General features: G+C 65.1%; 28 protein-coding genes and 1 pseudogene. 11 read left to right on the forward strand and 18 right to left on the reverse strand.

Translation table 11 applies throughout. The features are described from left to right. Window positions 1-106: 106 nt before the first annotated feature. From G6N13_RS11765 to G6N13_RS11815, 11 genes are read right to left on the reverse strand one after another with little or no spacing between them, the layout of a single operon-like run. A complete protein-coding gene (locus G6N13_RS11765; RefSeq protein ID WP_163702028.1) occupies window positions 107-1306 on the reverse strand; it encodes a TetR/AcrR family transcriptional regulator in 1200 nt (399 codons plus the stop codon). Between the two features lie 35 nt (window positions 1307-1341). Beyond that, entirely contained in the window at window positions 1342-2118 is a 777-nt protein-coding gene (locus G6N13_RS11770; protein WP_235678006.1) for a mannan-binding lectin, read from the reverse strand. A 5-nt stretch (window positions 2119-2123) separates the two neighbouring features. Beyond that, window positions 2124-2738 (reverse strand): Rv1363c family protein, encoded by a 615-nt coding sequence (locus tag G6N13_RS11775; RefSeq protein WP_163702030.1) that lies wholly within the window; start codon window positions 2736-2738, stop codon window positions 2124-2126. A gap of 6 nt (window positions 2739-2744) precedes the next feature. Further along, the gene (locus tag G6N13_RS11780; RefSeq protein ID WP_163697218.1) at window positions 2745-3995 is read right to left on the reverse strand and encodes an MlaD family protein; all 1251 of its coding nucleotides are present in this window, start codon (window positions 3993-3995) and stop codon (window positions 2745-2747) included. Further along, window positions 3992-5206, reverse strand: coding sequence for an MlaD family protein (locus G6N13_RS11785; RefSeq protein ID WP_163697221.1), 1215 nt, complete (start codon window positions 5204-5206; stop codon window positions 3992-3994). The genes G6N13_RS11780 and G6N13_RS11785 overlap by 4 nt, the downstream gene beginning before the upstream one ends. Then, window positions 5203-6318, reverse strand: a complete 1116-nt coding sequence (locus G6N13_RS11790) for an MCE family protein (protein ID WP_163697223.1) — start codon at window positions 6316-6318, stop codon at window positions 5203-5205. The genes G6N13_RS11785 and G6N13_RS11790 overlap by 4 nt, the downstream gene beginning before the upstream one ends. Further along, window positions 6315-7334 carry an MCE family protein gene (locus G6N13_RS11795; RefSeq protein ID WP_163697225.1) on the reverse strand — a complete coding sequence of 340 codons (1020 nt, stop codon included), beginning with the start codon at window positions 7332-7334 and terminating at the stop codon, window positions 6315-6317. The genes G6N13_RS11790 and G6N13_RS11795 overlap by 4 nt, the downstream gene beginning before the upstream one ends. Then, window positions 7327-8382, reverse strand: coding sequence for an MCE family protein (locus tag G6N13_RS11800; protein ID WP_163697227.1), 1056 nt, complete (start codon window positions 8380-8382; stop codon window positions 7327-7329). Before G6N13_RS11800 ends, G6N13_RS11795 begins: the two co-directional genes overlap by 8 nt. 2 nt (window positions 8383-8384) lie before the next feature. After that, window positions 8385-9758, reverse strand: coding sequence for an MlaD family protein (locus G6N13_RS11805; RefSeq protein ID WP_163697229.1), 1374 nt, complete (start codon window positions 9756-9758; stop codon window positions 8385-8387). Beyond that, window positions 9759-10613, reverse strand: a complete 855-nt coding sequence (locus G6N13_RS11810) for an MlaE family ABC transporter permease (protein WP_407663894.1) — start codon at window positions 10611-10613, stop codon at window positions 9759-9761. Window position 10614: 1 nt separating this feature from the next. Beyond that, window positions 10615-11433 (reverse strand): MlaE family ABC transporter permease, encoded by an 819-nt coding sequence (locus tag G6N13_RS11815; protein WP_163702034.1) that lies wholly within the window; start codon window positions 11431-11433, stop codon window positions 10615-10617. A gap of 402 nt (window positions 11434-11835) precedes the next feature. Between G6N13_RS11815 and G6N13_RS11820 the strand changes: the two genes are divergently transcribed. Continuing rightward, window positions 11836-12456 carry a hypothetical protein gene (locus tag G6N13_RS11820; RefSeq protein WP_163697230.1) on the forward strand — a complete coding sequence of 207 codons (621 nt, stop codon included), beginning with the start codon at window positions 11836-11838 and terminating at the stop codon, window positions 12454-12456. Here the strand turns inward: G6N13_RS11820 and G6N13_RS11825 are convergent. Beyond that, complete coding sequence (locus G6N13_RS11825; protein WP_163702035.1) at window positions 12453-13547, reverse strand: fatty acid desaturase family protein; 1095 nt, start codon at window positions 13545-13547, stop codon at window positions 12453-12455. The two genes, G6N13_RS11820 and G6N13_RS11825, sit on opposite strands and share 4 nt — an antisense overlap. Here G6N13_RS11825 and G6N13_RS11830 point away from each other — a divergent pair. Together G6N13_RS11830 and G6N13_RS11835 are read left to right on the forward strand one after the other, a co-directional pair. Next, window positions 13515-14150 (forward strand): ANTAR domain-containing protein, encoded by a 636-nt coding sequence (locus G6N13_RS11830; protein WP_235678065.1) that lies wholly within the window; start codon window positions 13515-13517, stop codon window positions 14148-14150. The two genes, G6N13_RS11825 and G6N13_RS11830, sit on opposite strands and share 33 nt — an antisense overlap. After that, window positions 14147-14299, forward strand: a pseudogene (locus G6N13_RS11835) (transcriptional regulator); the annotation flags it as partial. The gene G6N13_RS11830 and the pseudogene G6N13_RS11835, both read left to right, overlap by 4 nt. A 23-nt stretch (window positions 14300-14322) precedes the next feature. Here the strand turns inward: G6N13_RS11835 and G6N13_RS11840 are convergent. From G6N13_RS11840 to G6N13_RS25685, 3 genes are all read right to left on the reverse strand, one after another. Further along, window positions 14323-14919, reverse strand: coding sequence for a GAF and ANTAR domain-containing protein (locus G6N13_RS11840; protein ID WP_407663895.1), 597 nt, complete (start codon window positions 14917-14919; stop codon window positions 14323-14325). Window positions 14920-15008: 89 nt separating this feature from the next. After that, window positions 15009-15455, reverse strand: a complete 447-nt coding sequence (locus G6N13_RS11845; protein ID WP_163702039.1) for a DUF5709 domain-containing protein — start codon at window positions 15453-15455, stop codon at window positions 15009-15011. Window positions 15456-15871: 416 nt separating this feature from the next. Continuing rightward, a complete protein-coding gene (locus G6N13_RS25685; RefSeq protein ID WP_268949118.1) occupies window positions 15872-16003 on the reverse strand; it encodes a hypothetical protein in 132 nt (43 codons plus the stop codon). A 112-nt stretch (window positions 16004-16115) separates the two neighbouring features. On the opposite strand from G6N13_RS25685, the gene G6N13_RS11850 reads away from it, so the two are divergent. The 6 genes from G6N13_RS11850 to G6N13_RS11875 all read left to right on the forward strand — a co-directional run bounded on the left by G6N13_RS11850 (window position 16116) and on the right by G6N13_RS11875 (window position 22440). Then, complete coding sequence (locus G6N13_RS11850) at window positions 16116-16883, forward strand: GAF and ANTAR domain-containing protein (RefSeq protein WP_163697232.1); 768 nt, start codon at window positions 16116-16118, stop codon at window positions 16881-16883. Between the two features lie 172 nt (window positions 16884-17055). Then, the gene (locus tag G6N13_RS11855) at window positions 17056-18180 is read left to right on the forward strand and encodes a glycosyltransferase (RefSeq protein ID WP_235678066.1); all 1125 of its coding nucleotides are present in this window, start codon (window positions 17056-17058) and stop codon (window positions 18178-18180) included. Next, window positions 18177-19199 carry a glycosyltransferase gene (locus G6N13_RS11860; RefSeq protein WP_163697234.1) on the forward strand — a complete coding sequence of 341 codons (1023 nt, stop codon included), beginning with the start codon at window positions 18177-18179 and terminating at the stop codon, window positions 19197-19199. The genes G6N13_RS11855 and G6N13_RS11860 overlap by 4 nt, the downstream gene beginning before the upstream one ends. Next, window positions 19196-20674 carry a glycoside hydrolase family 130 protein gene (locus G6N13_RS11865; RefSeq protein WP_163697236.1) on the forward strand — a complete coding sequence of 493 codons (1479 nt, stop codon included), beginning with the start codon at window positions 19196-19198 and terminating at the stop codon, window positions 20672-20674. The genes G6N13_RS11860 and G6N13_RS11865 overlap by 4 nt, the downstream gene beginning before the upstream one ends. Before the next feature lie 24 nt (window positions 20675-20698). Next, complete coding sequence (locus G6N13_RS11870) at window positions 20699-21502, forward strand: transglutaminase-like domain-containing protein (protein ID WP_179965122.1); 804 nt, start codon at window positions 20699-20701, stop codon at window positions 21500-21502. A gap of 422 nt (window positions 21503-21924) precedes the next feature. Continuing rightward, window positions 21925-22440 (forward strand): DUF5994 family protein, encoded by a 516-nt coding sequence (locus tag G6N13_RS11875; RefSeq protein ID WP_179965123.1) that lies wholly within the window; start codon window positions 21925-21927, stop codon window positions 22438-22440. Between the two features lie 63 nt (window positions 22441-22503). On the opposite strand, the gene G6N13_RS11880 is transcribed toward G6N13_RS11875, so the two are convergent. Beyond that, window positions 22504-22707, reverse strand: a complete 204-nt coding sequence (locus G6N13_RS11880; protein ID WP_108053573.1) for a cold-shock protein — start codon at window positions 22705-22707, stop codon at window positions 22504-22506. A gap of 76 nt (window positions 22708-22783) precedes the next feature. Continuing rightward, window positions 22784-24205: a DEAD/DEAH box helicase gene (locus G6N13_RS11885; RefSeq protein WP_163697238.1), complete on the reverse strand. Its 1422-nt coding sequence runs from the start codon at window positions 24203-24205 to the stop codon at window positions 22784-22786. Window positions 24206-24433: 228 nt separating this feature from the next. Here G6N13_RS11885 and G6N13_RS11890 point away from each other — a divergent pair, with 228 nt between their 5' ends. Both G6N13_RS11890 and G6N13_RS11895 read left to right on the forward strand, forming a co-directional pair. Next, on the forward strand, window positions 24434-24985 hold the full coding sequence (locus G6N13_RS11890) for a class I SAM-dependent methyltransferase (protein ID WP_163697241.1): 552 nt from the start codon (window positions 24434-24436) through the stop codon (window positions 24983-24985). 82 nt (window positions 24986-25067) lie between these two features. Next, window positions 25068-25397, forward strand: coding sequence for a hypothetical protein (locus tag G6N13_RS11895; RefSeq protein ID WP_163697243.1), 330 nt, complete (start codon window positions 25068-25070; stop codon window positions 25395-25397). A 149-nt stretch (window positions 25398-25546) separates the two neighbouring features. On the opposite strand, the gene G6N13_RS11900 is transcribed toward G6N13_RS11895, so the two are convergent. Next, window positions 25547-26398 (reverse strand): NYN domain-containing protein, encoded by an 852-nt coding sequence (locus G6N13_RS11900; protein WP_163697245.1) that lies wholly within the window; start codon window positions 26396-26398, stop codon window positions 25547-25549. Window position 26399: the final 1 nt, after the last annotated feature.

Below are 26399 nucleotides of genomic sequence, written 5' to 3' on the forward strand. Positions count from 1 at the left end.
CACGCGAATACCGCGATCCCCAGGTGCGTCGAGCGTGCGGGTTACGGTCGACACCACCGCGAGAAATCGACAAGAAGCCGCACGTTCGGCAAAGCGGCGCAAATAACTACCGCCGCCGCTTCACCGGCCGGCCCAGCAGCGTGACTTCCATCAGCCGACGGATCGTCGCGACGGACTCGGGGCCGGCCTCGCGATTGAGCAGCTGGCCAAAGTCCACCGTCAGCGAGAATGCCGCGGCCACCGCGTACCGGGCGGCGCCAATCTTCATTTCGGGCCGCGCCGCGGTCACCAACCGGGCCCACGCGTCCATCGTTGAATGCTCGATGGTCTCGAGCACCCGCAGATCCGGCTCCGGGATGTTCTGCCGCTCCGTGTAGTAGACGTAGGGCAGATCCGGTGACTCCGTCACGCGCCCGAGATAGTCATCGATCAACTCATCAAGGGCGGCTTCAGGATCGGCGGTACGCGACAGCGCATCGGCGACATCACTGGAATGCCGATCGGCCGCGCGCCGATACGCCAGCGCTAAGATTTCGGCCTTGCCGGTGAAGGATCGGTACAGCCCGGACGCCTGGATGCCGACGGCTGAGGCGATGTCCTCCATGCTGGTGTTGCGGTAGCCGTTCTCGTAGAACAACCGCACCGACTCGTAGAGCACATGCTCGTACATCCCGGCTTCGGCACCGACGGTGATCGGCTTGGGTTGCGGCACGCCGCTGCGGCGCCGGGTCGCGGGCAGCTCGGCGGCGAGCACATCAGCCGCCATCGTGATGAGGCACGCGCGGATCTCGCCCACCGCAAGCTGATTGGAGTGATCGGTGATGCTGCCGATGACGCTGAGGGTGGCCGTCAACAGTGTCCGCAATTGATGCGGTGTCAGTTTGGGCCGCAGCAGCGCCAGCGGAATCTGCAGCCGGTGGCTCACCACCTTGAGTTGCGCGACCAGGACGGCGCGGTCAGGATCGCGCAGGTAGCGCGCTTCCCACCGGTACAGCCCACCTGCTGTGCGGCATCTGATCGTGGTGTCGATCAAGGCGGAGGTCAAGGCGCGCAACGTGATCACCGGATCGTCATCGGTCTGCGCGTCGGCGAATGCGGTGGCGTCCACCAGCAATTGCCCCAGCCCCAGCACGGCGTCGCGGAACAAGTCGTACTTGCTGGGGGAGTGGCGATACAGCGCGGCGGGCGTGATGCCCACCCGCGCGGCGATGTCCTCCATGCTGACCGCGTGATAGCCCTGCGAGCCGAACGCATCAGCCGAGGCGCGGGCGATCTGCGCCTTACGGTCCTTGGGCCGCCGCCGCACGGCGGGTTCGCCATCTGATACGGACTCCACGTTGGTCACGCTCCGCCGAACTGCGGGCGCAGCACCGAACTCAGTGCCGCTAAAGGGATGTGTGCCTGAACCGTGCCGCCATCCAGGTACCACTGCATGATTCCGGGCGTGTAGTCCAATGGAGTGTCGCGTCCCACTGGATAGTCCGGCAAATACAGGATCAGCTCGTCGCCGGACAGCGCCCACGCCTTGTAGCCACCCGAATACACCTTGTCCGGCCCCCACCGATCCGCGATGAACGGATAGCTGCCCGCCTGGTGCGGTGGGGGCGCCTGGTCCAGTGCGTCGGAGATGAACGGCTCCCCCAGCGCCGCGACGGCGCCGAAGTCGGTGCCCGGCTTCAGCACATCGGCCAGCCCCAGCCGAACGCCGCGGCCCATATCCCAGGTGAATGTCCGGTATGCGTTGTTGAATTGAGGCCCATCGGCGTGATAGTCCTCGTGGAACACCACCGTCAGCACGTCACCGCGCTGCAGCACCTGGAAGTTCTCCTCGCCGAAGCTGTCGGCCGCCATGTGCACGCCGACGTTGCGCCAGTTGGTGACCAGCTGCGTCAGATAGTCGCGAATGGTTGGGCCGGTCACCGGATTGTCGATCAGATCCACGGGGACGGCCACCTTGATATCGCGGACCGCCTTGCGTTCCGACGGCACCAAGGTATGGCAGTACTTGCCGTCCCACTGCGTTCCGACGCTTGAGCAGAAATCCGGCGCCGACGCACCGGCCACCGGCGCCACCGCCAACGACGCTGCTGTGAGAGCCCCACACAGTCGGATTCGCATATGAATCAGGGAAGTTCGACTTTGCTTGCCCGCCATACACCGTCGACCTTATCCATGGTCATCTTGACCCGGCTGCGATCGATGCGGGGATCCGGCGCGGCGGAATTGGCCACCGTCTGGTCGACGAACATGAGCACGACAACCTGGTTCTTCGTGGCCGACTTCACCGCGGAGTCGATCACGATGCCGCGCGCGGTGGCCTTGTTGTCCACCAACAACTGGCGCAGCTGAGCACTGGATTGCGAATACATATCCTTGAATTCGCCGGTCGCGCCGTTGAGTACGTCAGTGAAATTCTGGTCCACGTTATTGGAGTCGATGCTCGTCAGCACCTGCGCGTAGCGCACGGCGGCCTGCTGGGCATCCCGCGATGCGGTCGCGATCTGCCGCTCCTGTAACACCTGCCAACCCAGGATGCCGGTTGCCCCGAGCAGCCCAACAATCAACGCCCACAACAACCCACGGCGGACCAGCGTCGGCCACCGTCGGACCGATGGCTTCTCGACGGCCTCGGTCTGCGACGCATCGGCGGCATCGGCAGTATCGGCCTCGACGTCGGCAGTATCGGCCTCGGCGTCGGCAGTCTCGACTTCGGTCTCACTGGTAACGGTCACCGCAATCTCCTTCTAGCTCGGCGGTTCGATCGGCAGCACCGGGCCGCCATAGGGGGTCGGAATGGTGTAGCGGCCCTTGGGTGTTGGGTCCGTGGTCGCACCCAGGTCGGCGCCGGGCGGGGGACCGGCGGTGTCATCGCCGGCCGGCCGCGGCGCGTTCTTGGCGCCGCGAATCAACACTGCCGGATCGTCATCGCGGCAGTAGGTGTACAGGTAGGGCTCGGGGTAGTCGGCGGAGGCCGCTGGCCGCCGCGGTGTCCCGTAATCGCAGGCGTAGCGCGGGTAGATATCGGCGGTCGCCCACAAGCCGTGGTCGTGCATCACGGTGCCCCACGCATCGAGCAGCGACCCGCGGTAGTCCGGGAACAGCGCGTTGAGCGCCGGCACCCGGACATACAACAGTTGCGATGCGGTGGCCATGCTGGTCAGCAGTCCCACCATGGTGTCGGAGTTGTCCGTGAACAGATTATCGGTGGCAGAGAGGGTGTGCGGTGTCTGGTCGACGAGCCGGCGATACCCGTCGACCATCTTGTCCACCCCGGTGAACGTGCGGCCGAGATTTCCGGTGGTCACCTTCAGCCCCGCGTTCTTGTCGGCGGCCATCGTCAACACGATGCGGCTGGTTCGCAGCATGCTTGTGGTCTGCGGCAGAACCGAATCCAGGGTGGACAACAGGAAGGTGCCGCCGTCGATGATGTCGGCCAGCTTCTGCGGGCCCTCCGTGCTCAGGCTCAGCTCTTTCTTGATCAGCTCGAGCTTGGCCGGATCGACCTGCTTTAGCATCCCGTCCGCGTTGGCCAGCAGTTGCGCAAGACTGACCGGCACCGAGGTGTTGGTCTGCGCGACAACGCTGCCGTCCTTGAGGTACGGGCCAGCATCGGAATCCGGCACGAATTCGATGTACTGCTCACCGGCCGGGGACAGCCCCGACACCCGCACCGGACTGGCCGCCGGGATCCGCACATCGGAGCGCACCGTGGCCACCGCGGCGACACCATCGGGGGTGATCGCCAGTGATTGCACCCGCCCGATCGGCACCCCGCGCAGCGTGACGTCCTGATTGGGCAGGAGCCCACCGGATTCCGCCAACTTGATCGTCACGCGGTACGCCGAGTCGAACGGTGTCACCCGCAGCGCACCGACCAACACATAGGCGGCCGCGAGCACCATCGTCAGCACCAAACCCGCTGTCGACAACCACAAGCGGTGCCGATGCCCGTACCTGACTGCGCGCACCAGCCCATCGGCTGTCTTGTCGATCATGGCGGCGGCTCCGACGCAGGCGGCCCTGGCGGCGGGCCCGGTGGTGGACCCTGTGGCGCGACGATCAGCTCGCCGGGATCAGTGGGACTGGGCAGTACCGGAACCTGCGGCACGCCGGGACCGGACCCGACGACCCGCTGCTGTAGCCGCCACAGCGTGTACTTGAACGTGCCCGCCATCTGGGCCCAGTTGTAGCGCTTGGGTCCGTGGAAACCGGGGTCGCCGAGGTACCCGGCATCGGGCATTGACCCGAGCACCAGGCGGTCGATACTGGCCCGCACCGAAAACGCATTGCTGGCCGTCACTTTGATGATCGGCGGCATCAGCCGGTTCAGTGCGGCCAGATTCGCGTCCGGAGCCAGGACCACGTCATTCCAGGATCGCGCGACGGTGTTGGCGTCACCGATCACGCTGCGCCCGCTGGTGTCGGTGCCCGCGATCGACGGGAATTTCTCCAGCTGCCTGCTGGTGTCACCGACCTGCTGGACGACGTCGGCCACGGTGTCGGCGTTGGCGGCCAGGGTGTCGCTCGCCGGACCTGCCGCGGCCATCACCTCGGCTAGCGCCTGGTTCTTGGCGTCGAGATTCTTGGCCAATTGCGATGTCTCGGTGAGTGCCTGGGAGATCTCGTCGGAGCGCGCCGTCAGCTTGGACAGGGTGCTGTTGGTCTTGGCGATGATGTCGCCGAATGCCTGGCCCTGATCGCCGGTCGCCTTGCCCATGCCGTTGATGACATTGGTGAGATTGCGGACCGCACCGCCGTTGACCATGATCGCCGCGGAGCTGAGCACCGACTCGACCGTGGCCGCTGCCGTCGTGGAATCCAGGCCGATGGTGTCGCCGTCCTTCAACAGCGGGGCGGTCGCGGGGGCGTCTGACGGTGGTTTCAGCGCGATGAACACATCACCCAGTGGGGTGGCCGACCGGAGCTCGACGGTGGTGCCCTGCGGGAGGCGGACGCCGTCCATGACCCGAATCGTGGTGACCGCGGTGTAGTTACGCGCCACCATGGTCTCCATCTGCCCGACGTCGGCGCCAGCGAGCTTCACCTTGGCATTGGCGGGCAGGTTCAGCGCATTGGAGAAGATTGCGGTCAGCCGGTATCCGCCACTGCCGACGGTCGGGGCGGGCAGCGGCAGGCTTGACAGCCCGTTGGGCGCGCATGCTGTCGCACCGACCGCGACCACGAGAACCGCTACGAGGCGCTTCATTTCTGTCCCATCGCAGCCATACCGTCCAGCACATATGTGAGCCCGAAGTCTGGTCCGAAGTCCTGCAATGTTCCTGTGCTGCAGCCCAGTTGGCGTAAGCCCATCATGTTGCAGATCTCTTTGGCGCCCTGATTGTCGAACAAGATCCGGTCGGTGAGAACCCGGGCCCTTGCCGCGCCGTTGTTCTGGTCGACGACGTTGTACATGTTGTCCAGCGTCAACGGGGCCACGTCAAGGAACTCGGCGAGATCCCGCCGGCGTTCGACGAAGGTGTTGGCCGTCGTACTGCCGTTATTGGCAACGGCTTTGATGTTATCGCGGTTCTTCTCCAGGAAGTCACCGACCTGTGTCAGCAGAGTGTTCATCGTCTTGCCGGTGGTGCCGCTGCCGAAGTTCTGGTCGTTGACAATCTGGCTCAACTGACGCACGGTGGTCCCGAAATCGCGCAGCTTCGCGTCATTGTCGGCGGCGGCCTGTAGTAGTGAACTGAGGTTGCGCACGATCGTGGTCAGCTGGTCTCGGGTCTGCGCGCCGCCGTCGGCGGACAGGCGCAACGCGTTCGACAGCTGACCGAGTGCGTCCTTAATCTTCTGGCCGTTACCGTCGGCGATCGCCGCACCCGAGTTCACGACGTCGGCTACCGGACCGTTGCCGTTGCCGTCGCCTTTGAGTGACACCGAGATCTTGTCGAGAACACCGAGCACTCTGGCGAATTCGACGGGCGTCTTCGTCCTCGGCAGCCCGATGGTGTCGTGGTCCTTGAGGACCGCGCCGCCCCTATACGGCGGGGTGAGTTCGATCTGGCGGTCGGTCAGAATCGACGTCGAGATCGTCACCGCCTGAGCGTCCGCGGGAATCGTGACGTCACGGTCCACGGTGAACTGGACCTCGACGTAGCCGGTCTTGGGGGTGATCGCGGTGACCTTGCCGACCGGCATACCCAGCACGGCGACCGTGTTGTCGACATAAAGCCCGGCAGCGCTCTCGAATTGGGCGGTCAGCGTGATGTGATCGGTGCTCGATTTGAAGTACACCCACGCGACGGTGACCACCGATGCGACCGTCACCACGACCACCGTCAGAAGCGCCAGCAGCCTGGCCCTGGCGCTCACTTGCAGTCCTTGTAGTACTGGATCAGGCCGAACTGCTTGGCCCGCCCGCTGATCGCGCACATCCAGGAGTCGATTGCCGGGACGTTCGGCGTGTTGAAGTCGACGGCGTTGCCCGTGCCGCTGGCGTTGGCGAAACCGCGCAGTGCCACCGGGCCGGCCTGCAGGGTGCTGCGCAGCAGATCGTCATGCTGGGCCAGCAGATCGGAGAGCTGTCTCAGATTCGTCAGCGTCTGGTCCAGCTCAGCCCGATTGGTCACCACGGTGGTGCTCAGCATGTTCACCACATTGGTTAACGCCGTTATCATCGCGCGGAACGTCGCGCTGCGATCCACGAACCGGCCGATCAGCTCCTGCCCCTGATTGATCATCGCGGCGATATTGGCGTGCTGGCGTTCCAGGGTGCTGCTGATCATGTCCGTGCTCTTCAGCAGCGAGCCCAATTGATCTCGGCGGTCGGCGATCACCGTCGACAGCGTTTGGATGTTCCTCATGGCCTGCGGCACCACGGCGGGCAGGCCCTGCATCTGCGTGCCCAGGATTCCCAGCGATTTCGCGAAGGCATCGGTGTCGACCTGCTCATAGGTGGTCGTCAGGTCGGACAGCGCCTCCTGCAGGTCGTAGGGCACCTCGGTGTGGGACAGATCGAAGGTGTTGTCGGGCAGCGTCCCACCGTCTTCGGGCTCCAGCGCCAGGTAGCGCGAACCCAGGATGGTGGCAACCTTGATCACCGCCCGCGAGTTCTTGCCCAGCACGATGTCATCGCGCACCTCCAGGCCGGCTTCGACGTAGTCGCCGGCCAGTTTCATGCTGGTGACCTTGCCGACCTGGATACCGCCGATGGTGATCGGATTCCCGGTCTGCAGGGCGGCGGCCTGGAGGAACTTCGCGGTGTAGTGCCGATGACCGACGTTGGCCGCGTTGGCAATCAGCATCGCCCCGACGATGACGCCGACCACGGTGACGGCGATCAGACCTAGCCAGGTCTTGTTGTAACTTTCCAGCTTGCCCCTAGCCATTGGCCATATTCCTGCATCGCGGGGTGTACGCGGCCTTGTCACCCGGTGTCGCGTGGTCGACGATGATCGGCACCACATCGTTGAGGCCGGGGAAGAAGCCGGTGACGTTCAGGTCGCAGGCGTACGCGTTGGCGAAGGCGCCTTCGTTGGTGATCCGGGCCAGGCCTTTGAGCATCAACGGCAGGTTGTCACCGGTGAACGCCAGCTGCGGTTCGATGCTGACCAGGTGGCCGGTGAAACCTGGCTGGCGGGTAACCATCTCGTTGAGCTGGGGGGTGACGGTGTCGGAGATGGTGGACAGCTGGCGGGTCACCCGCGCCATCGTGCCCGTCGAGTCCACCAGCTCGTCACGTCGCCCATTGAAGTCGCTCACCACCTTGTTGGTCTGGGCGAGCACCTGATCGAGGCTCTCGTTCTGCGCCGAGAGGCTCGTCATCACCGTGTTCAGCTGGGTGATGACGCTGCCGAGAGTCTGGTCGCGCCCAGCGAAAGTGTCGGTGAGCGTAGAGGTTTGGCTGACCAGGTCCACGATCGAGGCGTTGTCGCCCTGCAGCGACTGGATCACGCCCTTGGTCAGGTTGTCGGCGTCGCGGGGGTTTAGCACGCTGAACAGCGGTTCGTAACCGTTGAGCAAGGTACCGACGTCGAATGACGGGTCGGTGCGCTCGAGCGGGATCGTGGAGTGCGGGGCGAGTGGAGCCGGATCGCCGATCTTGCCCAGCGACAATCCCACATAGCGCTGACCGACCATGTTCTGATAGGTCACCGAGGCGACGGTGTTGCCGAAGAGGTGTTGATCGTTCTGGACGACGAACGACACCTTGGCCAATTTGCCACTCAGTTCGATTTTTTCGACCCGGCCGACCCGGACGCCGGCCATCCGGACGTCGTCACCCTCGCGCAGTCCGTAGACGTCGGTGAACATCGCGGCGTACGGCGTAGTGGGGCCGGCTACGTCACGGCGCAGCGTCACGTACACCAGCCAGGTCAGTGTGATGGTCACAATCATGAACAGCGACAGCCCGATCAGTGGGGCGCGAAATTTCATTCTCAGCCTCCCGGCGCTTCGGCGGGCAGCGGTGGTGGGGCTACCGGGGGTGCCGGCGGTGGTAGTGCGTCATCAGGGTCGGAGGTGCCCGGCACGCGGGGGAACGGTGGTGCCCACCACGGAGTCGGCGGATTCTGGTCCGCAAGATTCGGGTTGGGGTTGATCAGGGGCGGGCCTACGGCGACCAGGTTGCCGTCGGGCCCGACGACGGTGCCCGGCGTCGGCGCGAGGTCCTTGGGCGGCTGGTAATTCTGCGGCAGCAGCATTTCGGGAAGGTCGGGGCGCACGATGATCTGCGGTGCGGTGTGACAACTGTTGCCCAACAGCTGGCCGTAGCGGGGGCAGTCAGCCCTGGTGTAGGTGGAGCTCGGTGTCAGCGACAGATTGACGCGCATGTTGCCGGTGTCCAGCTCGGGAATCCACACCTCTTCGAAGAACTTGCGAGACAGGTTATTCAGTTTCGTGAACGCCGGCACGAACTTGCCCGCGTTCATCGCGAGGCTGCCCAGCACCGGAGTGAGATGGTTGGTGATCCCGGTGAGCTGGTCGATGTGGTTGTCGATCGCCGTCCGAGTGGTGCCCACGGTGTGGGCGCTGCCGGTGAGCAATGTGGTCAGCGCTGAGCGCTTTTCGGCCAGCACCTGCATGGGTTCGACCGCTTGGTGCAGGGCGTCGACCAGATCAGGTGCGGTGGCGGCCAATCCGTGCGTGGCATCGATCAGCGCGGACACCGTGGAGGGTCCCGCATCGGTGCTAATGATCGAGTTCAGCTGATCGAGTAGCCGGTTGAGCTGGGCGCCACTGGCGAGCAGCTTGTCCCGGCGGTTCTCGGTGGCGGCGTTGACCGCCGCCAGGATCCCCACGCTGCGGTCCTCACCCCCGCGCCCGCTGGCGGCGAGCACGTCGCGCAGCTTGCTGATGGTGGTCTGGAACAGCACTGTCGGCAGCGCGGTGTCCTCGGGAATGTGTTCGCCGGCCTGGATCGCCGGGCCCGCACCGGTGGCGACCAGTTGCAGCGATGACACCGCGAACACATTGGACGGAACCACCCGCGCGGTCACCGAAGCCGGGATGGAGCCGGCGTATTCGGGTTTGAGGTCGATGTGGACGAAATTGGGATGACCGTTGGCGGCCGGGGTCACGCTGTCGACCGCGCCGACCAGCACCCCGCGATACTTCACATCCGACTTCTGCGGCAACCCGTCACCGACGTTGAGCAGATCGGCGACCACCCGGACGTACTCGGTGAGCTTGCCGTTGGACTTGGCCAGCAGCAGCGTGGTCACCAGCGCCGCCACCAGGACCACGGCCAGGCCGCAGAGAAGCAGCTGACGGTCCGAGGGGCCGCGCCCATCCGTGTCAAACGAATTCGCCATCTATCCGCCGAATCTCGCTCCGGCGTCGACGCTCCACAGCGCCATCGTCATCAGCATGTTCACGATGATCGTCACGGTGATCGCCGCGCGCATGGCGTGCCCGGCGGCGATCCCGACACCTTCGGGTCCGCCGCTGGCGTAGAAGCCGTAGTAGCACTGGATCGTCGAGGCGATCCAGACGAAGATGACCGCCTTCAGCAGCGAGTACAAGATGTCGGTGCCGGACAGCATCAGCGTGAAGTAGTGCAGATAGGCCCCGTTGGATCCGCCGCTGATGACCTCGACCACGATCTGGGTGGTCAGGTAGCTCACCGCCAAACACAAGACATAGAGCGGAATTACGGCGACGACCGAGGCCATCAGCCGGGTGGTGACCAGATAGGGGATGGGCCGGATGGCCAATGAATCCAGCGCGTCGATCTCCTCGGCGATCCGCATGGAGCCCAGTTGCGCGGTGAACCGGCAGCCGCCCTGGGTCGCGAACGCCAGTGAGGCCGCGATCGGTGCGAGCTCGCGGGTGTTGACCAATGACGAGATGATGCCGGTGGCCGGGCCCAGGCCCAGCAGGTTCAGGAAGTTGTAGCCTTCGATGCCGACGATCGCGCCGACCGTCACGCCGAGGACGAGCGCGACGCCGGCGGTGCCACCGCCGACCACGAGTGAGCCGTTGCCCCAGGCGATATCGGAGAGCAGCCGGGCGAATTCAGTGCGGTAGTGCCGCAACGCAATCGGCACCGCGGCGATCGCGCGGATGAAGAACCACAGCATGTGGCCCAGCCGAATGAGCGGTGCGGACAGCGCCCGCAGGAACTGCGCCCACGGGAGGCGAAACGGGCTGTACGCCGATACCGTCACCTCAGAGACCCACCCTCGGGAACAGCATGTTGTAGAGCTGGCTGATCGCGACGTTGACGATCATCAGGATCAGGATCGATTCGACGACAGCGGCATTGACCGAGTTGGCCACCCCGGTCGGACCGCCCTGGGTGGACAGGCCCTTCTGGCTCGACACGATCGCGACGATCGCGCCGAACACCACGGCCTTGAGCAGGGCCAGCACCATATCGCCGGGCGTGGTGAACGACGCGAAGGTAGCCACGAAACTGCCCGGGGCGCCGTTCTGGAAGTAGACGTTGAACAGATAGCTCGCCAGGAACCCAACGAAACACACCACTCCGGTGAGTGCGACGCCGATCATGATCGCGGCGGCGAACCGCGGAACGACCAGTCGGCGGATCACCGAGACCCCCATAACCTCCATTGCGTCGATCTCTTCGCGCATGGTGCGCGAGCCGAGATCGGCGGTGATCGCCGAACCGACGGCGGCCGCCATCAGGATCGCCGCCACCAGCGACGCGGCCTGTCTGATCACGGCCAGACCACTGGCCGCACCGGCCAGCGAGGTGGCGCCGACCTGCCCGGCGAGCAGGGCGAATTGAATCGAGAGAGTGACGCCGACGGGCAGTGCGACCAGCACGGTGGGGACCACGGCTGTCCCCGCCATGAAGGCGCCCTGCCGGACGAACTCCTTCAACGGGAAGCGGCCGGTGACGAGGTCGAGGAACAAGTACTGAAGCGTTCTCACCCCGAGGACGGACTGGTCACCGACCGTCGCCAGCGATGCGAGCGGGTGTCGCTTCACATACCCGACGGTCCAGTCTTCGATGGCCCGCACCCCGCTGGGGCTACTAGCAGTGACCGGGGACGGCTCGCGCTCAGCGATCGTCACGGTCTGGCACTGTCATCGTTGTTCCAAATGGGTGATCCCTATGCACTTTGGCGAGCAGAGCGCGACGCATTCGATGGTGGTTGCGCTAGCCCATTGTCGCGTTGAGTCCGAAACTCGCGTTGTCGACGTCCCCCGACTGGCCGTCACCGTAAGGCGAGTGTGCTCCACCCGTCAAGAAAATGGAGAATATTCATTAACATAATGGCCGCTAGCGTGCTCGCGATGTAAACCGCAGATCCGACCTTGACCGGTCGTGAGACCGTCGTAACTTAGCTTATGTACGGCGATCTTGGGTCCGTTCGCGGTGGCCAGGGGCTATACATGTAGCTGTCGCCAAAGGAGACAGCCATGCATCGTCGCGCCTCCGCGGCAGTTGCGGCCGCCGCTTTCGTGGCCCTCGCTGCTGCTGGATGCGGTGGTTCCGATCAATCATCGGCTGGTACAACGGAATCCGTTATCTCGCCGTCATCGGCGGCGACGAGTGCGCCGAGTGCCCAGGCCAGCGCGCCCAGCACCACGGCGGCCGCAGGCGACTACAGCGCGCTGCTGATCAAGCCCGGCGATATCGGACCTGACGTCACCGCGGACGGCCCGCCGAATGCCAATCCCGGTGACCTACCTGGTACCGGTCAGGCGTTCCGGACGGCGGACGGCCGCGCCGTCGTCATCTCGATCGCGGTGTTTCCCGACGCGGCCGCGGCCGCCGCGTTGATCCAGCCGATGAAGGACGAGCTCACCGCCAAGATCGACGGCCCACAGAAGCCGGTCGATATCGGGTCGACCGGGTTCCTGGCCGAAGGCCCGGCGAAGAAGAAGTCCATGGACATGTCCGAGGTGGTCTTCACCCAGGGCCGTGCCCTGGTCGACCTGGAGATCGACAGCCCAACGGGCAACCCGGCTTCGTCGGAGATGTTGCTCGATGTGGCGCGCAAACAGGCTGCCGCCGTCGCGTCGGGGTTGCCCGGCTAGATCCGGGCGTCGACCTTGGTTGCCGAGCGATCCGGCAGCGCCAACTTCCAGATGGTTCGCTGGGTCTGCAGAAACTGCCGAAGCAGTGGTCCGGTGATGTACGGCAGGCGGTGGGCGTCGCACAGCGCCCGCACTCGGGGCGCGATGGCCGCATAGCGGTTGCTCGGAAGATCAGGGAACAGGTGGTGCTCGATCTGGTAGCACAGGTTCCCGCTCATAAACGCGAGCACCCGCCCGGCCGTGAAGTTGGCGCTCCCCAGCATTTGGCGCAGATACCACTCGCCCTTGCTTTCCTGCTCCACCGCTTCGCGCGTGAAAGTCGAAACGCCGTCGGGAAAATGCCCGCAGAAAATCACCGTGTAGGCCCAGAGGTTCCGCAAGATGTTAGCCGCGACATTCGCCGTCAGCGCCCGCCGCCAGCGAGGTCCGTTGAGCGCCGGTATCAGCAGGTAATCCTTGATCACCTGACGCTTGATTTTGGCCTTGAATGCTTTTGTTGACGCGGCGCGTTCCTCGGCGTTCGCCGCGCGTTCATGCTCGGAATGTAGACCGTGCAGGGCGATGCCCCACTCGAAGATGACGGCCAGCAGTGCGTTGCGCAACGGCTGCATCAGGTTGCGCGGTCGCCATGGGACGTCGCGGGTCACCCGCATGATGCCGAAGCCCAGGTCGTCGTCGAGGTCGACGACGTTGGCGTACACATGGTGGCGATAGTTGTGCGAGTACCGCCATTGCGACATGACTCCCGCCATGTCCCACTCCCAGGTGGTCGAGTGGATTTCCGGGTCGTTCATCCAATCCCATTGCCCGTGAACAACATTGTGGCTGATTTCCATGTTCTCGATGCTCTTGGCGACCGCCAGCGACACCATGCCCACCGCCCATCCACTCCGTGATCGGCTGCCGAAGATCAGCAGACGCGCGCCGGCATCCAGTGCGCGTTGGAACATGATCGTTCGGCGGATGTAGGCGGCGTCGCGCGCACCGCGGGAATCCTCGACCTCGGTGCGGATTGCATCGAGAGCGGTCCCGAGCGCGTCGATTTCCTGCGGGCTCAGGTGGGCGTAGTCGGCGACATCTGTAATAGCGATGAGCGTGAGTCCTCGAAGAAGCGGCCGTTGTGTGGTTGTACGGCAACGGCATTGGAGGAAGTGCCCGACTGTGAGCGGATGCTCTCGGAGCCGCGAAAGCGGGGCGCCGATTCGGGCCGGCTGCAGGTGTCAGCCACCCAAGCTTACCCGCCCAGCGGCAGTGGTGCCACGCCGCCGGGGTTGGTTGGACGGGCCATGCTCGAGCATCGGATCCGGGGGGTATTCGCCATGCCGGTCCTGGCCGCCGGCGAGTACGTCGGTGCTCTGGATTTGTTCCGAGTTGAGCCCGGTCCACTGGCAGGTGAGCAACTCACGGGTGCGGCAGCCGCGGCGGAGCTGGCCGGTATCCCGGTGTTGGATCTGCTTGCCGTGGATTTGAAAGCTGCCGTCGACGATCCCACCAGCGATGCCTGGGCGGAATTGTGCACGTTGAGCCGTGCCGAGGTCAGCCAGGCCACCGGAATGCTGGTGGCGCAACTCGACGTAGATCCGACCGAGGCGCTGGTGCGGCTACGCGCGCACGCCTACGCCACCGGACGAAGCGCAACCGAAGTCGCCCAGGACATCATTGATCGGCGGCTGAGACTGGAGATGGACCGATGACGAACGACAGCGACCACACTCGCGAAACTCGCGTGCTGAGCGCGGTGGTGTCGCTGGTCGACAGCCTGCTCGACGATTTCGACGTCGTCGACCTGCTCACGGAACTGACCGAACGCTGCCCGGCCGGAGTTGATCAGGTCGCTCAAGGAACTGGCCCGCTACCCGCGGTGAGTTACTGACGGGCTCTGGCCCGCCGGACCGCCTCGTCGACGAGTTGTTCGGCCACCTCGGCCAGTTTGGTGTGTTCGCGCTGGCTGATTCGGGTGAGACGGTCGAACGCCTCTTGCGGGGTGCCGCCGGTGCGGCTGCGGATGATGCCGATCGCCTGATCGATGACGGCTCGGCTGTGCAGGGCCTGTTGCAATTGGGTCGTGCGTTGCCGGGTGGTGGCCAAGAGCTGTGAATTGTACACCGATACCGCTGCGGGCCCGGCTAATTGGCTTCCCAGCGCGACGGCGTGCTCGGTGAACGCGTCCCGCTCGTGGGCATAGCAGTTGATCGCGCCGATGACCCTGTCGTCGATGATCGGCGGCCGGGCGAGTACGGACCGCACACCCATGCGCGCCACCGAACCGCCGAAATGCGGCCAGCGACTGTCACTGCCTAGCGAGCCGCTGACCGCCGGTCGCCCAGAACGCATGCAAGTGATGCACGGTCCTTCGCCGAGTTTCTCGTATTGCAGCGTGTCGATGACCTGAACGAAGTCTTCCGTTACCGACCACGCCTGGATACGCACGCCATCGGAGCCGGCCTCGTTCGGATGGATCAATGTGACACCGGCACCGTCGGCGTGAGGGATGGCTTGGACGGCGACAAGCCGGTGATCAGCGGTGCCGCGCGCTAAGTCCGCGAAAAGGCTCAGTCCTCGTCGCCGATGACGTGCATGGCGGCCTCTTCCGCCGAGGCCGCGCCACCGTCGATCCCGACATCGGAGGCGAACAGCTCGGAGTCATCGTCCTCGCCGAACCCCTCATTGGTGGCGACCAGCCGGCCCGACCGCGCGCGGCCGACCTCGTCGTCCTCGGGGAACTCCTCGTCGTCGCCGGCGTCGTCCCCGTTCAGCTCGTCGAGCACGTTGTTCAGCCGGGACACCGGATCGGGCTCCTCCTCGGCCAGCAGCTCGTCGAGGGTCTCCGGGCCGGGATGGTCCAGGTTCGTGCGGGCATACGGTCGTTCTGGTGGTGAGATGCCCTCATCGAGGATGTCGTCGACGCCACGGTCGACCAGGGTGTCCTCGGGTTGGAGCTGGTCATCGTCTTCGACGCTGTACTCGCCGCTGTCAGTGCTGTCGTCCCAGGTGCTCACCGCTCCAGAATGCCACGGTGAGCGCTCGCCCGGCAGAGTCTCGCTCAGCAACGGGATGCTGACCAGTCTCACAGCCGTGAAGCTGGCCATCATCGCCGTGATCGCCCAGCTGCCTGGGGAGGACAGCAGCATCGGGGACAGCACCGGCGGCACCGCGCCGCCGAGGATGCCGACCAGGAGGATCAGGTCCTCGTCGTAATGCAGATGTGTGGCAGCGTAATTGGGTGATTAGGTGCCGGTCATCGTGTACGGGACGTAGCTGATGGCGCCGAGGCGAACCGACAACACCGCGAGCAGGTCGGGAACTTCTGCTGGCGTCATACGACGCTGCTGTCTGCGGCCGTGAACCCGGCCAGTAACGCGCGAATGAAAAGTGTTGTGCGCCTATTTAAATCGAAGCTAGCGAAAGGTGTGGCTCAGCGATGCTTGGTATTCAGCAGGTTATCGCTCGCATTGCCATCGGATTTGGCACGCTTGTCGGCCCGCTTCTCCTTCAGGGACTTGCCGGCCTTCTTCGTCATTGATTGACGAGGGGATTTGTCTGCCACGTGAGGCCCTTCATAGGGGGCCTGTCGATGGTCCCGGTAACCGCGACTGTACGCGCGATTCCCGCTGGAAGTCGGCACTGGCCAAAAGGGACGCCGAAGTAGAGTTGCCAGGATGGCGGGTTTCGATCAGGTCGGTGCTGACGACGCGAATCTTCGCGCCGCGCTGGGCGATTTGGCGGGCCTGGTCGCCGGTAGTCGGTCGCTATCCGAATCACTCGCGGAAGTCGCAGGATTCGCTGCACGGGTGATACCGGGCGCAGACGGAGTCGGGGTGGCGTTGTTTCGGGTCGCCACGGAAGACTCGGTGGAAGCCTTGGCTGCCAGCGCCGGGGTCTTCGAGGACATCGAGCAGATCCAGTACGTCGCGCTTCGCGAGGGACCGGCCTTGAGTGCGGTGCGCGACCGTCGCCCAGTGCTGTCGGACTCGTTGGGCGGCGAACAACGGTGGCCACGATTCGGTCCACGGGTCGGACGGCTCGGTGTGCACAGCGTGCTCGCGCTGCCACTGGTGGTGGCCGAGCGGGTTGTCGGCGCCATCAGCGTGTACGCCTCCGACAAGGACGCTTTCGACGGTCACGCGGTAGAGCTCAGCGAATTGTTCGCCAGGCCGGCCGCTGTCGCCATCCACAACGCGCAGGTCCTGGCCCACGCGCAGGTGCTGACCGCACGGTTACAGGCTGCGCTTTCCACCCGGCCGGTGATCGATCAAGCGATCGGTCTCGTGCGCGGACGGACCGGGCGCAGCGCCGAGGAGGCGCTGAGTCATCTGCGGGCGATCAGCCAAGCCGAGCAACGCAAGCTCGTGGATGTTGCTCAGACCTTGGTCGATGAAGCGGTGCGCCGTGCCCTCGCCCGCACACCCCCAGGTCCCGGGGTGTAACGTGGGCGTTGTTGGAAACCCAGCCAGTCCGGAATAAGTCAGCCGTCCGCCGCTGAACTTGCCGAGCATTCGCTCATGCCGGACACGTCGGTGACAACCGCCAGGCGGGATCACCTTGAACTATCTGTCCGTCCTTCCATCCTTGACTCCTGCTGTACTTCCGTACCAGGGCCTGTCCCGCGTTCCGCGGATCGGAATCCTCAGTACGTATTCGCCGACGCGGTGTGGATTGGCGACTTTCAGCGCCGCCCTGTCAGAAGGGCTGCGTGCCAACGCTGCTCGGGTTGACGTAGTTCGGATCGCTGATGGGTCGCCCAGCGACGACGACGGGGTCGTCGCAGAGTTGACCAACGGTGTGCCGGCCTCGGTGACCGCTGCGCTGGATCACCTGAATCGCTGCGACGTTGTCATCGTGCAGCACGAGTACGGCATCTATGGCGGCGCCGACGGAGACGAGATCGTGGAGATCGTCCGCGGATTACGGGCACCGTCGATCGTTGTCGCCCATACAGTTCTGAAAGTGCCTACACCACAACAGCGTTGGGTGACGGAAACGATCGCGGCAGAGGTCGATCAGATCGTTGTGATGACGGCTGCCGCGCGTAACCGGCTCTGCGACGGCTATGACGTCGACCGTCGCAAGGTCACCACGATCCAGCACGGGGCCACCCTGTCAACCAATGTCCAGGTTAAGCGCTCAGGAAGGCCCACGCTGCTGACCTGGGGTCTGTTGGGACCAGGCAAGGGTATTGAGCGGGTCATTGACGTTATGGGCTCCCTTAGCCAGCTTCCGGGGCGCCCGCGCTACTTGGTCGCCGGCCGCACGCATCCGAAGGTTCTGGCCAGTGACGGTGACGCTTATCTCGACTCCCTTCGGGAACGAGCGAATTCCTGCGGCGTCGCAGACTCGGTGAGCTTCGATCCCACCTACCGTGACGCCACGGCGCTGGCTGCAATGGTGCAGTCCGCTGCAGCTGTGGTCTTGCCGTACGACTCCACCGACCAAGTGACTTCGGGTGTCCTGGTCGACGCGATCGCCAATGGGCGTCCAACGGTGGCGACGGCGTTCCCGCACGCCGTCGAGCTACTCGGCGACGGTACCGGGATCGTTGTGGCGCATGACGATACAGAGGGCCTCAGGTCCGCCCTGCATGCAATCCTGACGCAGCCACGGCTGGCCGGAAGCATGGCGGCAAGGGCGCGCCTCTTGGCGCCCACGATGGCGTGGCCGGTGGTGGCCAAGGAGTATCTGCTTCTGGCACAACGACTTCGCGCCAATAGGTCGGCCCTGGTATGAGCGGCGAACTACCGATTCCGGTCTTCGGCCACCTGGTGCGGATGACGGATCACCGTGCGACCTTCGAGCACGCAGCGCTGGATGAGCCACGGACCGAGCACGGCTACTGCACCGACGACATGGCTCGCGTCCTGGTCGTCACCAGTCGCCAGCCGGAGTCGTCCGGTGACATCAACCGCCTGGCCGGTATTGCCCTGCGGTTCCTGGGTGACGCACAGGCTCTCACCGGCGCCTGCCGAAACCGGATGAATGCCGCGGGCAAGTGGACGGATGAGCCGAGCCTGGACGACTGTTGGGGCAGATGCCTCTGGGGACTCGGGACCGCGGTAGCTCACAGCGATGTTGTCTGGGTGCGGAAATCAGCGCTCGTGCAGTTCGAACGCGCCGCGCAGGTGCGGTCGCCATCGCCGCGCGCGATGGCCTATGCCGCACTGGGTGCCGCCGAAGTCCTAACGGCGCACCCGGATCATCGCGCCGCCCGCAAAATGATCACTGACTACGCGGTCTCGGTACCCCAGCCCAACGGCGACCCTTCCTGGCCGTGGCCTGAACCGCGACTGACATACGCCAATGCGGTGCTCCCGGAGGCGATCATCGCCGCGGGGGTCGCATTGGAGGCGCCGAGTCTGTGGCAACGGGGGGTGGACCTGCTGGGCTGGCTGCTGGACTTGGAAACCTCCGACGATCACTTGTCGCCGACTCCCGCCGGAGGACGGGGTCCCGGTGACACCGGTCCAGCGTTCGACCAGCAGCCGATTGAAGTGTCATGCCTGGCCGACGCATGCGCCCGGGCTGCCGTCGTCGACCCCGCTGCGCGATGGAACGACGGAGTGCGCGCCGCCGCGTCCTGGTTCACCGGAGCCAACGACACTGGCCAGGTCATGTGGGATCCCGAGACCGGTGGTGGCTTCGACGGGTTGCAGGCCGACGGTGTCAACCGCAATCAGGGCACGGAATCGACGCTGGCCGTCATCTCGACGTTGCAGCACGCACAGCGAATATCGTTGCTACAAAGATGATGTCGATCACGGATGGCCTCGCTGAGCGGGTTTCTGTGAGGTTGACAGCCGATCCGTCACGGGTCATCACCCGGCTCTTTGTGCCGGGCCAGGAAGGCTTCGAGCACCAGGATTCGCGGGCCGGAGCGGTGCTGGCGCGCGTCCTCGCGTTGAGCGAAGATGAGGTACTGCGCTCGTTGGACGATGTCGTCGCCCGATTCGACAGCCGACACCGCAACCTCGGCGACACGTTTCGCCGGCACGCGCGCGAGCTCGCCGATCGGCTGCGCCCCGGGGCACGTGTGTCCGATGCCCGGATGGTGTTACTGGGTGCCGCGTTCACAGGTGAATACGCGATCGAGGGGGCCGCGCTGTGCAACCCCAGCATCGTGGCGCACTGCGATCAAACCGACACCGCTGCGGGCAGTTTGCGATTCGTGATGAGTGTCCGAGGCATCGGTGAAGGCCACCGGTCGTCGATCGGTTTTCGAACCGGTGTGATCGACGATTCTGGGCATCCCAAGGTCGATCCCCCGTCCGCGCTCGCCACCGTCGGATTGGCGGCGCCGACTCTCTTGGATGCTGCCACCTTCCGCCACGAGCTCGGCCGGCTCGATAATGTGGGGGAGGCGGCCAGCTACGTCTTTGACGCGCTCGGTGAGTGGTTCAGCCGAGCCGACCTGGAGCGTCGACTGACCGACCTCGAGGCGAACCTGAGTACTCGCGGACGTGCGCTGGCGACGATGTCAGAGATTCGGGCCATCGCCGACAGGAGCTACGGGGTTGAGTTCGCGCCCCCGATACCGATTTCCGAACGGGTGTTGTGGCCCGCGACGGAGGCCGAGTCGGTGGGGATGGAAGACGCTCGCTTTGTGCGCTTCGTCGACGACGACGGCTCGGCAACGTTCTACGCCACCTATACCGCCTACAACGGGTCACGGATCAGCCAGCAGCTGCTGAAGACGGTCGACTTCCGCTCGTTCACGTCGGTTCCGATGGTCGGGCAGGCGGCGGCGAACAAGGGAGTGGCGCTCTTCCCGCGCCGGATCAACGGCCGATACGCCGCCCTGTCGAGGGCGGACCGCGAATCGAATTCGATCGCGTTTTCGGATCGCCCCTACGTCTGGGAAGAAGCCCAACCGCTGCAGCGCCCGGTTTCCCCGTGGGAAGTCCTGCAACTGGGCAACTGTGGTTCCCCGATCGAAACCGATGCCGGATGGCTGGTCCTCACCCACGGCGTCGGTCCGATGCGTACCTACCGGATTGGTGCCATCCTGCTCGATCTCGACGACCCGACCAAGGTGGTGGGCCGACTGTGCGAGCCACTGCTCAGTCCTGCCCCCGACGAGCGGAACGGCTACGTGCCCAACGTCGTCTACTCCTGCGGCGCTCTCGTTCATGCTGACACCTTGGTGCTGCCCTACGGAATCGGCGACGCCGCGATCGGTTTCGCCACCGTTCCGCTGCGCGAGCTGCTGTTGGCACTGCGTGAGTGAGGGTCCTGCATCATGATTGGTGACATGAAGCGAGAAGTGGGCGCGACGCTCGAGGTTGAGATCACTGCCCCGACGACACTGGAATTCCAGATCGCTGTCGCACCACATCCGGGTGCCTCGGTCACCGAGGCGTTGTCCTTCGTGTTGAACGGATCGCCGGTCTCGGCTTTGGAGATCAGCGGCACCCACGGTAACCGCATTCACAAATTCGAAGCTCCGGTCGGCAGCCTGAAGGTCGCCTACGAGGCGACGATCACCGGCCGGACGGCCCCTGCGCCGGTCACCGAGTACGACATGTCAATGTACCTGCGGCCCAGTCGATACGCCGAAGCGGACAAGTTCTATGGTTTCGCCGCAACGGAATTCGGCAGCTTCCTCGATTCGGAGACCCTGTTGGAGAAGGTGTCGCTGTGGGTGGCTGGACGGTTGAATTACGTTCCAGGGTCTAGTGATCCGATCGACGGCGCGGTGGATACCTTGCTGGCTGGTGCTGGAGTGTGCCGCGACTTCGCGCATCTGGTGGTTGCACTCCTGAGGGCCGTCAACGTGCCGGCCCGCGTTGTGTCGGTGTATGCCCCGGGTCTGTTCCCGATGGACTTCCACGCGGTTGCCGAGGCATTCGTGAGCGGGCAGTGGCGGGTGGTCGACGGAACGCTGCTGGCACCACGGCAGACGCTGGTGCGCATCGCCACGGGTCGCGACGCGGCCGATATCGCGTTCCTGGATAACCACAAGGGGTCGATCAATTTGCAATGGCTGGAAGTCATGGCCATCGTCGACGGCGATCTGCCCAGGGACTCCATCCACGATCTGGTATCGATCGGGTAGCGAAGCTTAGAGCCGACATCTCCCGCGACATCGACGCCTGCTCGACGAAACTGGTACGCCGCGGCGGGCGCTCGCAGCCAGGCGATCACTCGGCTCAGGAAGCGTGCCGGCGACAGGGCGCCGGTCCCGATGGCGACCACCGCACCCGTACCCAGGCCGTGATCTGGCGTAGTGCGGGAGCGGGCCAGGTGCACGATATCGGCGGCGTCGACGCCGTGGACCTAACCGGTCGGCCCGACGGTCTGCCGCACAACCAAGGAGCTCGTCGAGCCACCCAAGTGGGGTGGCCGGGCGAATCTTGGCGGGCCGCAGCGTAGAGTGGGGGAGGTCCGTTTCGCTGGATGTCCGCGGATCGACCACTCTGCTGCGTGAGGAACGCCAATGAAACACATCGCTATCGCAGCGGAATTCTCGTGAACGGCATGCGCGGCGCGCGCCGCAGAGCCAGCCCCGTTCGCCTCAGTCTCAAAGAACCCCTGGGTAGCGATATCGACGGTGCGTGGTGGCCCCGCACCGGATCGCTGGCCAGTGAACTACGCGACCTCATCGACGTGCTGCACACGCCGCTCGGCGAGATCCTCGACATCGACATCAACTGGTCGGCCACCGCGGCTGCACCAATCCTGGACGCCCACTTCGCAAATGCGATGCGCGCTATGCGCTGGAACGATAGCCGTCAGCGCATCATGGTCGTCGTCGGCCGAAATGGCTGCGCGCGGCTACTCGTCATTCCGCACACGACGACCCAGGCGCTCGGGCGAATGGTGATGCGACGGGCGGCCACCATGCCGCTGGTCGGAGATGACCACGATGTTCCGGAGTATGCGGTGGCCGATCAGGTGATTCGTGCCGCCCGCGCGCAAAGCGCTTCCTCGCAGGCTCGCACTCTGGACACGCCGGTCGTCGGCGCTTCCGCCGCCGACATTTCCAAAGCCTAACCAAAAACTAGAGGCTGGTACGGCATTGCCGTACCAGCCCCTAGTGGTGGTATTGGGGTTCGATCAGACCGCGGAGACTTGAGTCGCCTGGGGACCCTTGGGTCCCTGTCCTACCTCGAACTGGACACGCTGGTTCTCCTCGAGCGACTTGAAGCCGCTGCCCTGGATTTCCGAGTAGTGAACGAACAGATCCTGATCGCCACTGTCGGGAGCGATGAAGCCGAAGCCCTTTTCGCCGTTGAACCATTTCACAGTTCCCTGTGCCATCTGTCTTTCTTCTTTCTTCAGTTAGATGCCCGAAGACATCCAATGCTTCGTTCCGGCGGGATCGCCGGGACGAAATCTATTTCGCGCCGACCGACGAACTCGGACGACGGGAGCGACGACGGCCGGGCTGGCCACCGCCGGGTTGGCTGGTGCCGCGCTGACCACTGCCGTGCTGGCCACCGCTGCGTTGACCGCCGGCGTTGCGCTGAGTACCGCCGTGCTGGGTACCGCTGCGCTGGCCACCGGTTGATTGTCCCTCACGGCGCGGGCGGCCCTGAGCCGGGGACCGGCGTGCGGGCGCGGCAGCCGGAACGGCGGCCGGCTGCTGGTACGGTGCGACCTCACCGACAAGTGCCTGAACCTCGGCGGAATTCGCCGAAACCTGTTGGGGGGCAACGTTTATGCCAGCTTTGCGCAGCAACGCCTGAGTGTCGCGGCGCTGCTCGGGCAAGACCACGGTCACCACGTCGCCGGCCCGTCCCGCTCGCGCGGTACGGCCCGAGCGGTGCAGGTAAGCCTTGTGCTCGGCGGGCGGGTCGATGTGCACCACCAGCTCGACATCGTCGACGTGAACACCGCGCGCGGCGATGTCGGTGGCGACCAGCACTCGCGCCTTGCCAGCGGAGAACGCCGCCAGGTTGCGATCGCGTGCCGGCTGAGAAAGATTGCCGTGCAGGTCAACTGACGGAATTCCCGCCTCAGTCAACTGCTTGGCCAACTTACGGGCGTGATGCTTAGTACGCAGGAACAGGATTCGCCGACCGGTGCCGGAGGCAAGCGTGTGCACCAGTTGCTTCTTGGCGTCGGCGCCGGCCACGTGGAACACGTGATGGGTCATCGCATCCACCGGCGACTGATCGGAGTCGACAGCGTGGGACACCTCGTTGCGCAGGAACCGGGTGACCAGCTTGTCGACGCCGTTGTCCAGGGTCGCCGAGAACAGCAGTCGCTGCCCGCCGGCGGGGGTGGCCGCCAAAATCCGCGTCACGCCGGGCAGGAAGCCCAGGTCGGCCATGTGATCGGCCTCGTCGATCACGGTGATCTCGACGGCGTCGAGCGTGATCAGGCGCTGGCGCATCAGGTCTTCGAGACGTCCCGGGCAGGCGACGACGATATCGACGCCGGCCTTGAGTGCGTTGACCTGCTTGTTCTGCGGCACACCACCGAAGATGGTGGTGACCCGCAGGCCGGAGGCCTCAGCCAGCGGCTGCAGAGCCGCGGTGATCTGGGTGGCCAGCTCGCGAGTGGGTGCCAGCACCAGGCCGGAGGGTCGTGAGGCACGCCGGGTGGCACCGCCAAGCCGGCTGACCAGCGGAATCGAGAACGCCAGCGTCTTGCCGCTGCCGGTCTTGCCACGGCCGAGCACGTCGCGGCCGGCCAGGGTGTCCGGCAGGGTCGAGACCTGGATCGGGAAGGGATGGGTTATTCCGTTGTCGGACAGGGCGCGCACCAGAGGTGCGGGCACGCCGAGGTCGGCGAACGTTGAATCGGTTGTCATGGTGCCTTTCGGGCATCGAAAGTGTGGCGAGATTGCCGGAGGGCAAAATCGATCGCCGCGAGACTGTGTGCTTGGGGCACTGAATCAGCTGAACTCGGTTCCCGGAATTCCGGAAATGCCGGTGAAGTGAAAGTGGTCCACGACGTATTGGCGTCTGTGTTCTGAAGCCAACATTGCGAACAGCATAGCAGTACGAGCGTCCCTCAGCCTCACGTCTACCGTGGTGATGTGGCCGACACTGATCGCGTCCGCTGGGACCAGAAGTATGCGGGCCGGGTCGGCGGCACTCCTGGCCTCCCCGCAGTGTTCGCCCGGTACGGGGATGTGGTCCCGACGAGCGGGCACGCGCTGGATCTGGCGTGCGGGTCGGGTTCAGCCGCAGTTTGGCTGGCCGAGCGAGGGTTGAGCGTATCGGGTGTCGACGTATCGGCGGTGGCGATTCAACAGGCGCATCAGCTGGCGCACCGCCGTGGTGTTCGCGATCGATGCCGTTTCTCGATTGCCGATCTCGATGACGGATTACCGCCCGGGCCACCGCTGGAGATGATCCTGTGCCATCGGTTCCGCGACCCCCGGCTGTACCAGCAGATCGTGGACCGGCTCAAGCCCGGCGGCTTGCTGGCGATCAGCGTGCTCAGCGAAGTCGGCGCGCAGCCAGGGTTTTTCCGCGCCCCGGCGGGGGAACTCGACGTCGCCTTCGCAGATCTGCAGGCGCTCGCTGCGGGTGAAGGTGACGGCCAGGCGTGGCTGCTGGCTCGGGTGAAAGGAGAACGGCCGTGACCGAGCCGTCCGGACAGACCTGCTGGTCGAGGTAGCCGGACCGGTGTGCGAGGTGCGCCCGGCCGGCGGGGAAGTGGTGGCTGTGGCTAAACCTGTCGACGACCCCATTGACGTCGTGCCGCCCGTGCTGGACATCCCTGCCGACGCAGCCGATGCACTGGCCGACGCTAACCATCTGTTCCGCAGCTGCTTCACCTGCGGTCCGGATCGCGAGCCCGGTGACGGGCTGCGGATCTTCGTGAAACGCCCTCCCGGACAGTCGGTTTTGGCTGACCGGTGGATCGCCGACGCATCACTGGCCGACGATGACGGCGCCGTGCGGCCCGAGATCGGGTGGGCGGCGCTGGATTGTCCGGGCCGGTGGGCCGCTTCAACCGCATCCCGGGCGGCGTCGCGGTCCTGGGTCAGATGACCGCCCGCGTCGACCGGGTGCCGCGGTTGGGTGAGCAGTGCATGGCGGTGGCGACCTCGGATTGGCGTGACGGCCGCAAGATCGGCGCTCTACACCGCGGTCGGGGAACTTCGGGCGGTCGCCCGTGCAATCTGGATTGACGTCACTGCCTAACGCAGCTTGACCATCCGCGTTGTCGAGCTCTCATCGAGTTCTACGACATCGGTGCGCGAGCGCAGGAAGTCGCTGAACGACTTGAAACCCAACGATTTCTCCGAGAACGACGGGTCCATCCGCTTCATCTGCGCCTTAACCGCCGAGTTGTGCAGCCAGTCCGCGTCGTCCTTCTCCAGGCCGATCTGCAGTGCCCGCTCCAGCAGCGCAGTGGCGGCGGTCTGGGGGTCGGGCGGCTCGGCGTCCTTGGACTTCGCACGCTTGGTCCGGGTGGCCGGCTCCTCGGCCGCGGCCGGTTCGAAGACCGGAACGCCCGGCAGGGAGTCGTAGATGACGAAATCGTCGCAGGCCGCCGCCAGTGACCGGCTCGATGACCCAGCCACCCCGATGCCGACCACATAGCGGCCCAACCGCTTGCAGCGCTGCGCGAGAGGGATGTAGTCGGAGTCGCCGGCCACGATGACGACGTGGGTGAGATCGGGCAGCCGGAACATGTCCTCGACGGCGTCGACCGCCAGCCGGATATCGGCGGCGTTTTTGCCGTACGCCGCCGCCGGGAACAGCTGCACCAGGTCGACGGCCCGCCCCACCAGTTGCTCGCGGTATTCAGCGTTCACATCAGCCGACCAGTCGGCGTACGCCCGGGTGAGCACCACGGTGCCGAATGACGACGCGAAGTCCAGGATCGCGCCGACGTCGACACGCGCGCGGGTCAGCTTCGCGGACTCCAGCCCCTTGGCCTTATCACGCTGAAAAGAGTTGCGGCCGTTGACCTGGTCGTAACGCGAGATGACGATGTTGTCGAAGTCGAGATACACCGCGACACGGGAAGCACCGGGTTCGGTCATG

Origin of the sequence: Mycolicibacterium sarraceniae (assembly GCF_010731875.1) — a bacterium.
GTDB lineage: Bacteria > Actinomycetota > Actinomycetes > Mycobacteriales > Mycobacteriaceae > Mycobacterium > Mycobacterium sarraceniae.

Coding starts and splice junctions, on each gene's coding strand:
- G6N13_RS11770 (WP_235678006.1), bottom strand. CDS start 2,118: ATGCGAATCCGACTGTGTGGGGCTCTCACAGCAGCGTCGTTGGCGGTG.
- G6N13_RS11780 (WP_163697218.1), bottom strand. CDS start 3,995: ATGATCGACAAGACAGCCGATGGGCTGGTGCGCGCAGTCAGGTACGGG.
- G6N13_RS11785 (WP_163697221.1), bottom strand. CDS start 5,206: ATGAAGCGCCTCGTAGCGGTTCTCGTGGTCGCGGTCGGTGCGACAGCA.
- G6N13_RS11795 (WP_163697225.1), bottom strand. CDS start 7,334: ATGGCTAGGGGCAAGCTGGAAAGTTACAACAAGACCTGGCTAGGTCTG.
- G6N13_RS11800 (WP_163697227.1), bottom strand. CDS start 8,382: ATGAAATTTCGCGCCCCACTGATCGGGCTGTCGCTGTTCATGATTGTG.
- G6N13_RS11805 (WP_163697229.1), bottom strand. CDS start 9,758: ATGGCGAATTCGTTTGACACGGATGGGCGCGGCCCCTCGGACCGTCAG.
- G6N13_RS11820 (WP_163697230.1), top strand. CDS start 11,836: ATGCATCGTCGCGCCTCCGCGGCAGTTGCGGCCGCCGCTTTCGTGGCC.
- G6N13_RS11850 (WP_163697232.1), top strand. CDS start 16,116: ATGGCGGGTTTCGATCAGGTCGGTGCTGACGACGCGAATCTTCGCGCC.
- G6N13_RS11860 (WP_163697234.1), top strand. CDS start 18,177: ATGAGCGGCGAACTACCGATTCCGGTCTTCGGCCACCTGGTGCGGATG.
- G6N13_RS11865 (WP_163697236.1), top strand. CDS start 19,196: ATGATGTCGATCACGGATGGCCTCGCTGAGCGGGTTTCTGTGAGGTTG.
- G6N13_RS11870 (WP_179965122.1), top strand. CDS start 20,699: ATGAAGCGAGAAGTGGGCGCGACGCTCGAGGTTGAGATCACTGCCCCG.
- G6N13_RS11875 (WP_179965123.1), top strand. CDS start 21,925: ATGCGCGGCGCGCGCCGCAGAGCCAGCCCCGTTCGCCTCAGTCTCAAA.
- G6N13_RS11880 (WP_108053573.1), bottom strand. CDS start 22,707: ATGGCACAGGGAACTGTGAAATGGTTCAACGGCGAAAAGGGCTTCGGC.
- G6N13_RS11885 (WP_163697238.1), bottom strand. CDS start 24,205: ATGACAACCGATTCAACGTTCGCCGACCTCGGCGTGCCCGCACCTCTG.
- G6N13_RS11900 (WP_163697245.1), bottom strand. CDS start 26,398: ATGACCGAACCCGGTGCTTCCCGTGTCGCGGTGTATCTCGACTTCGAC.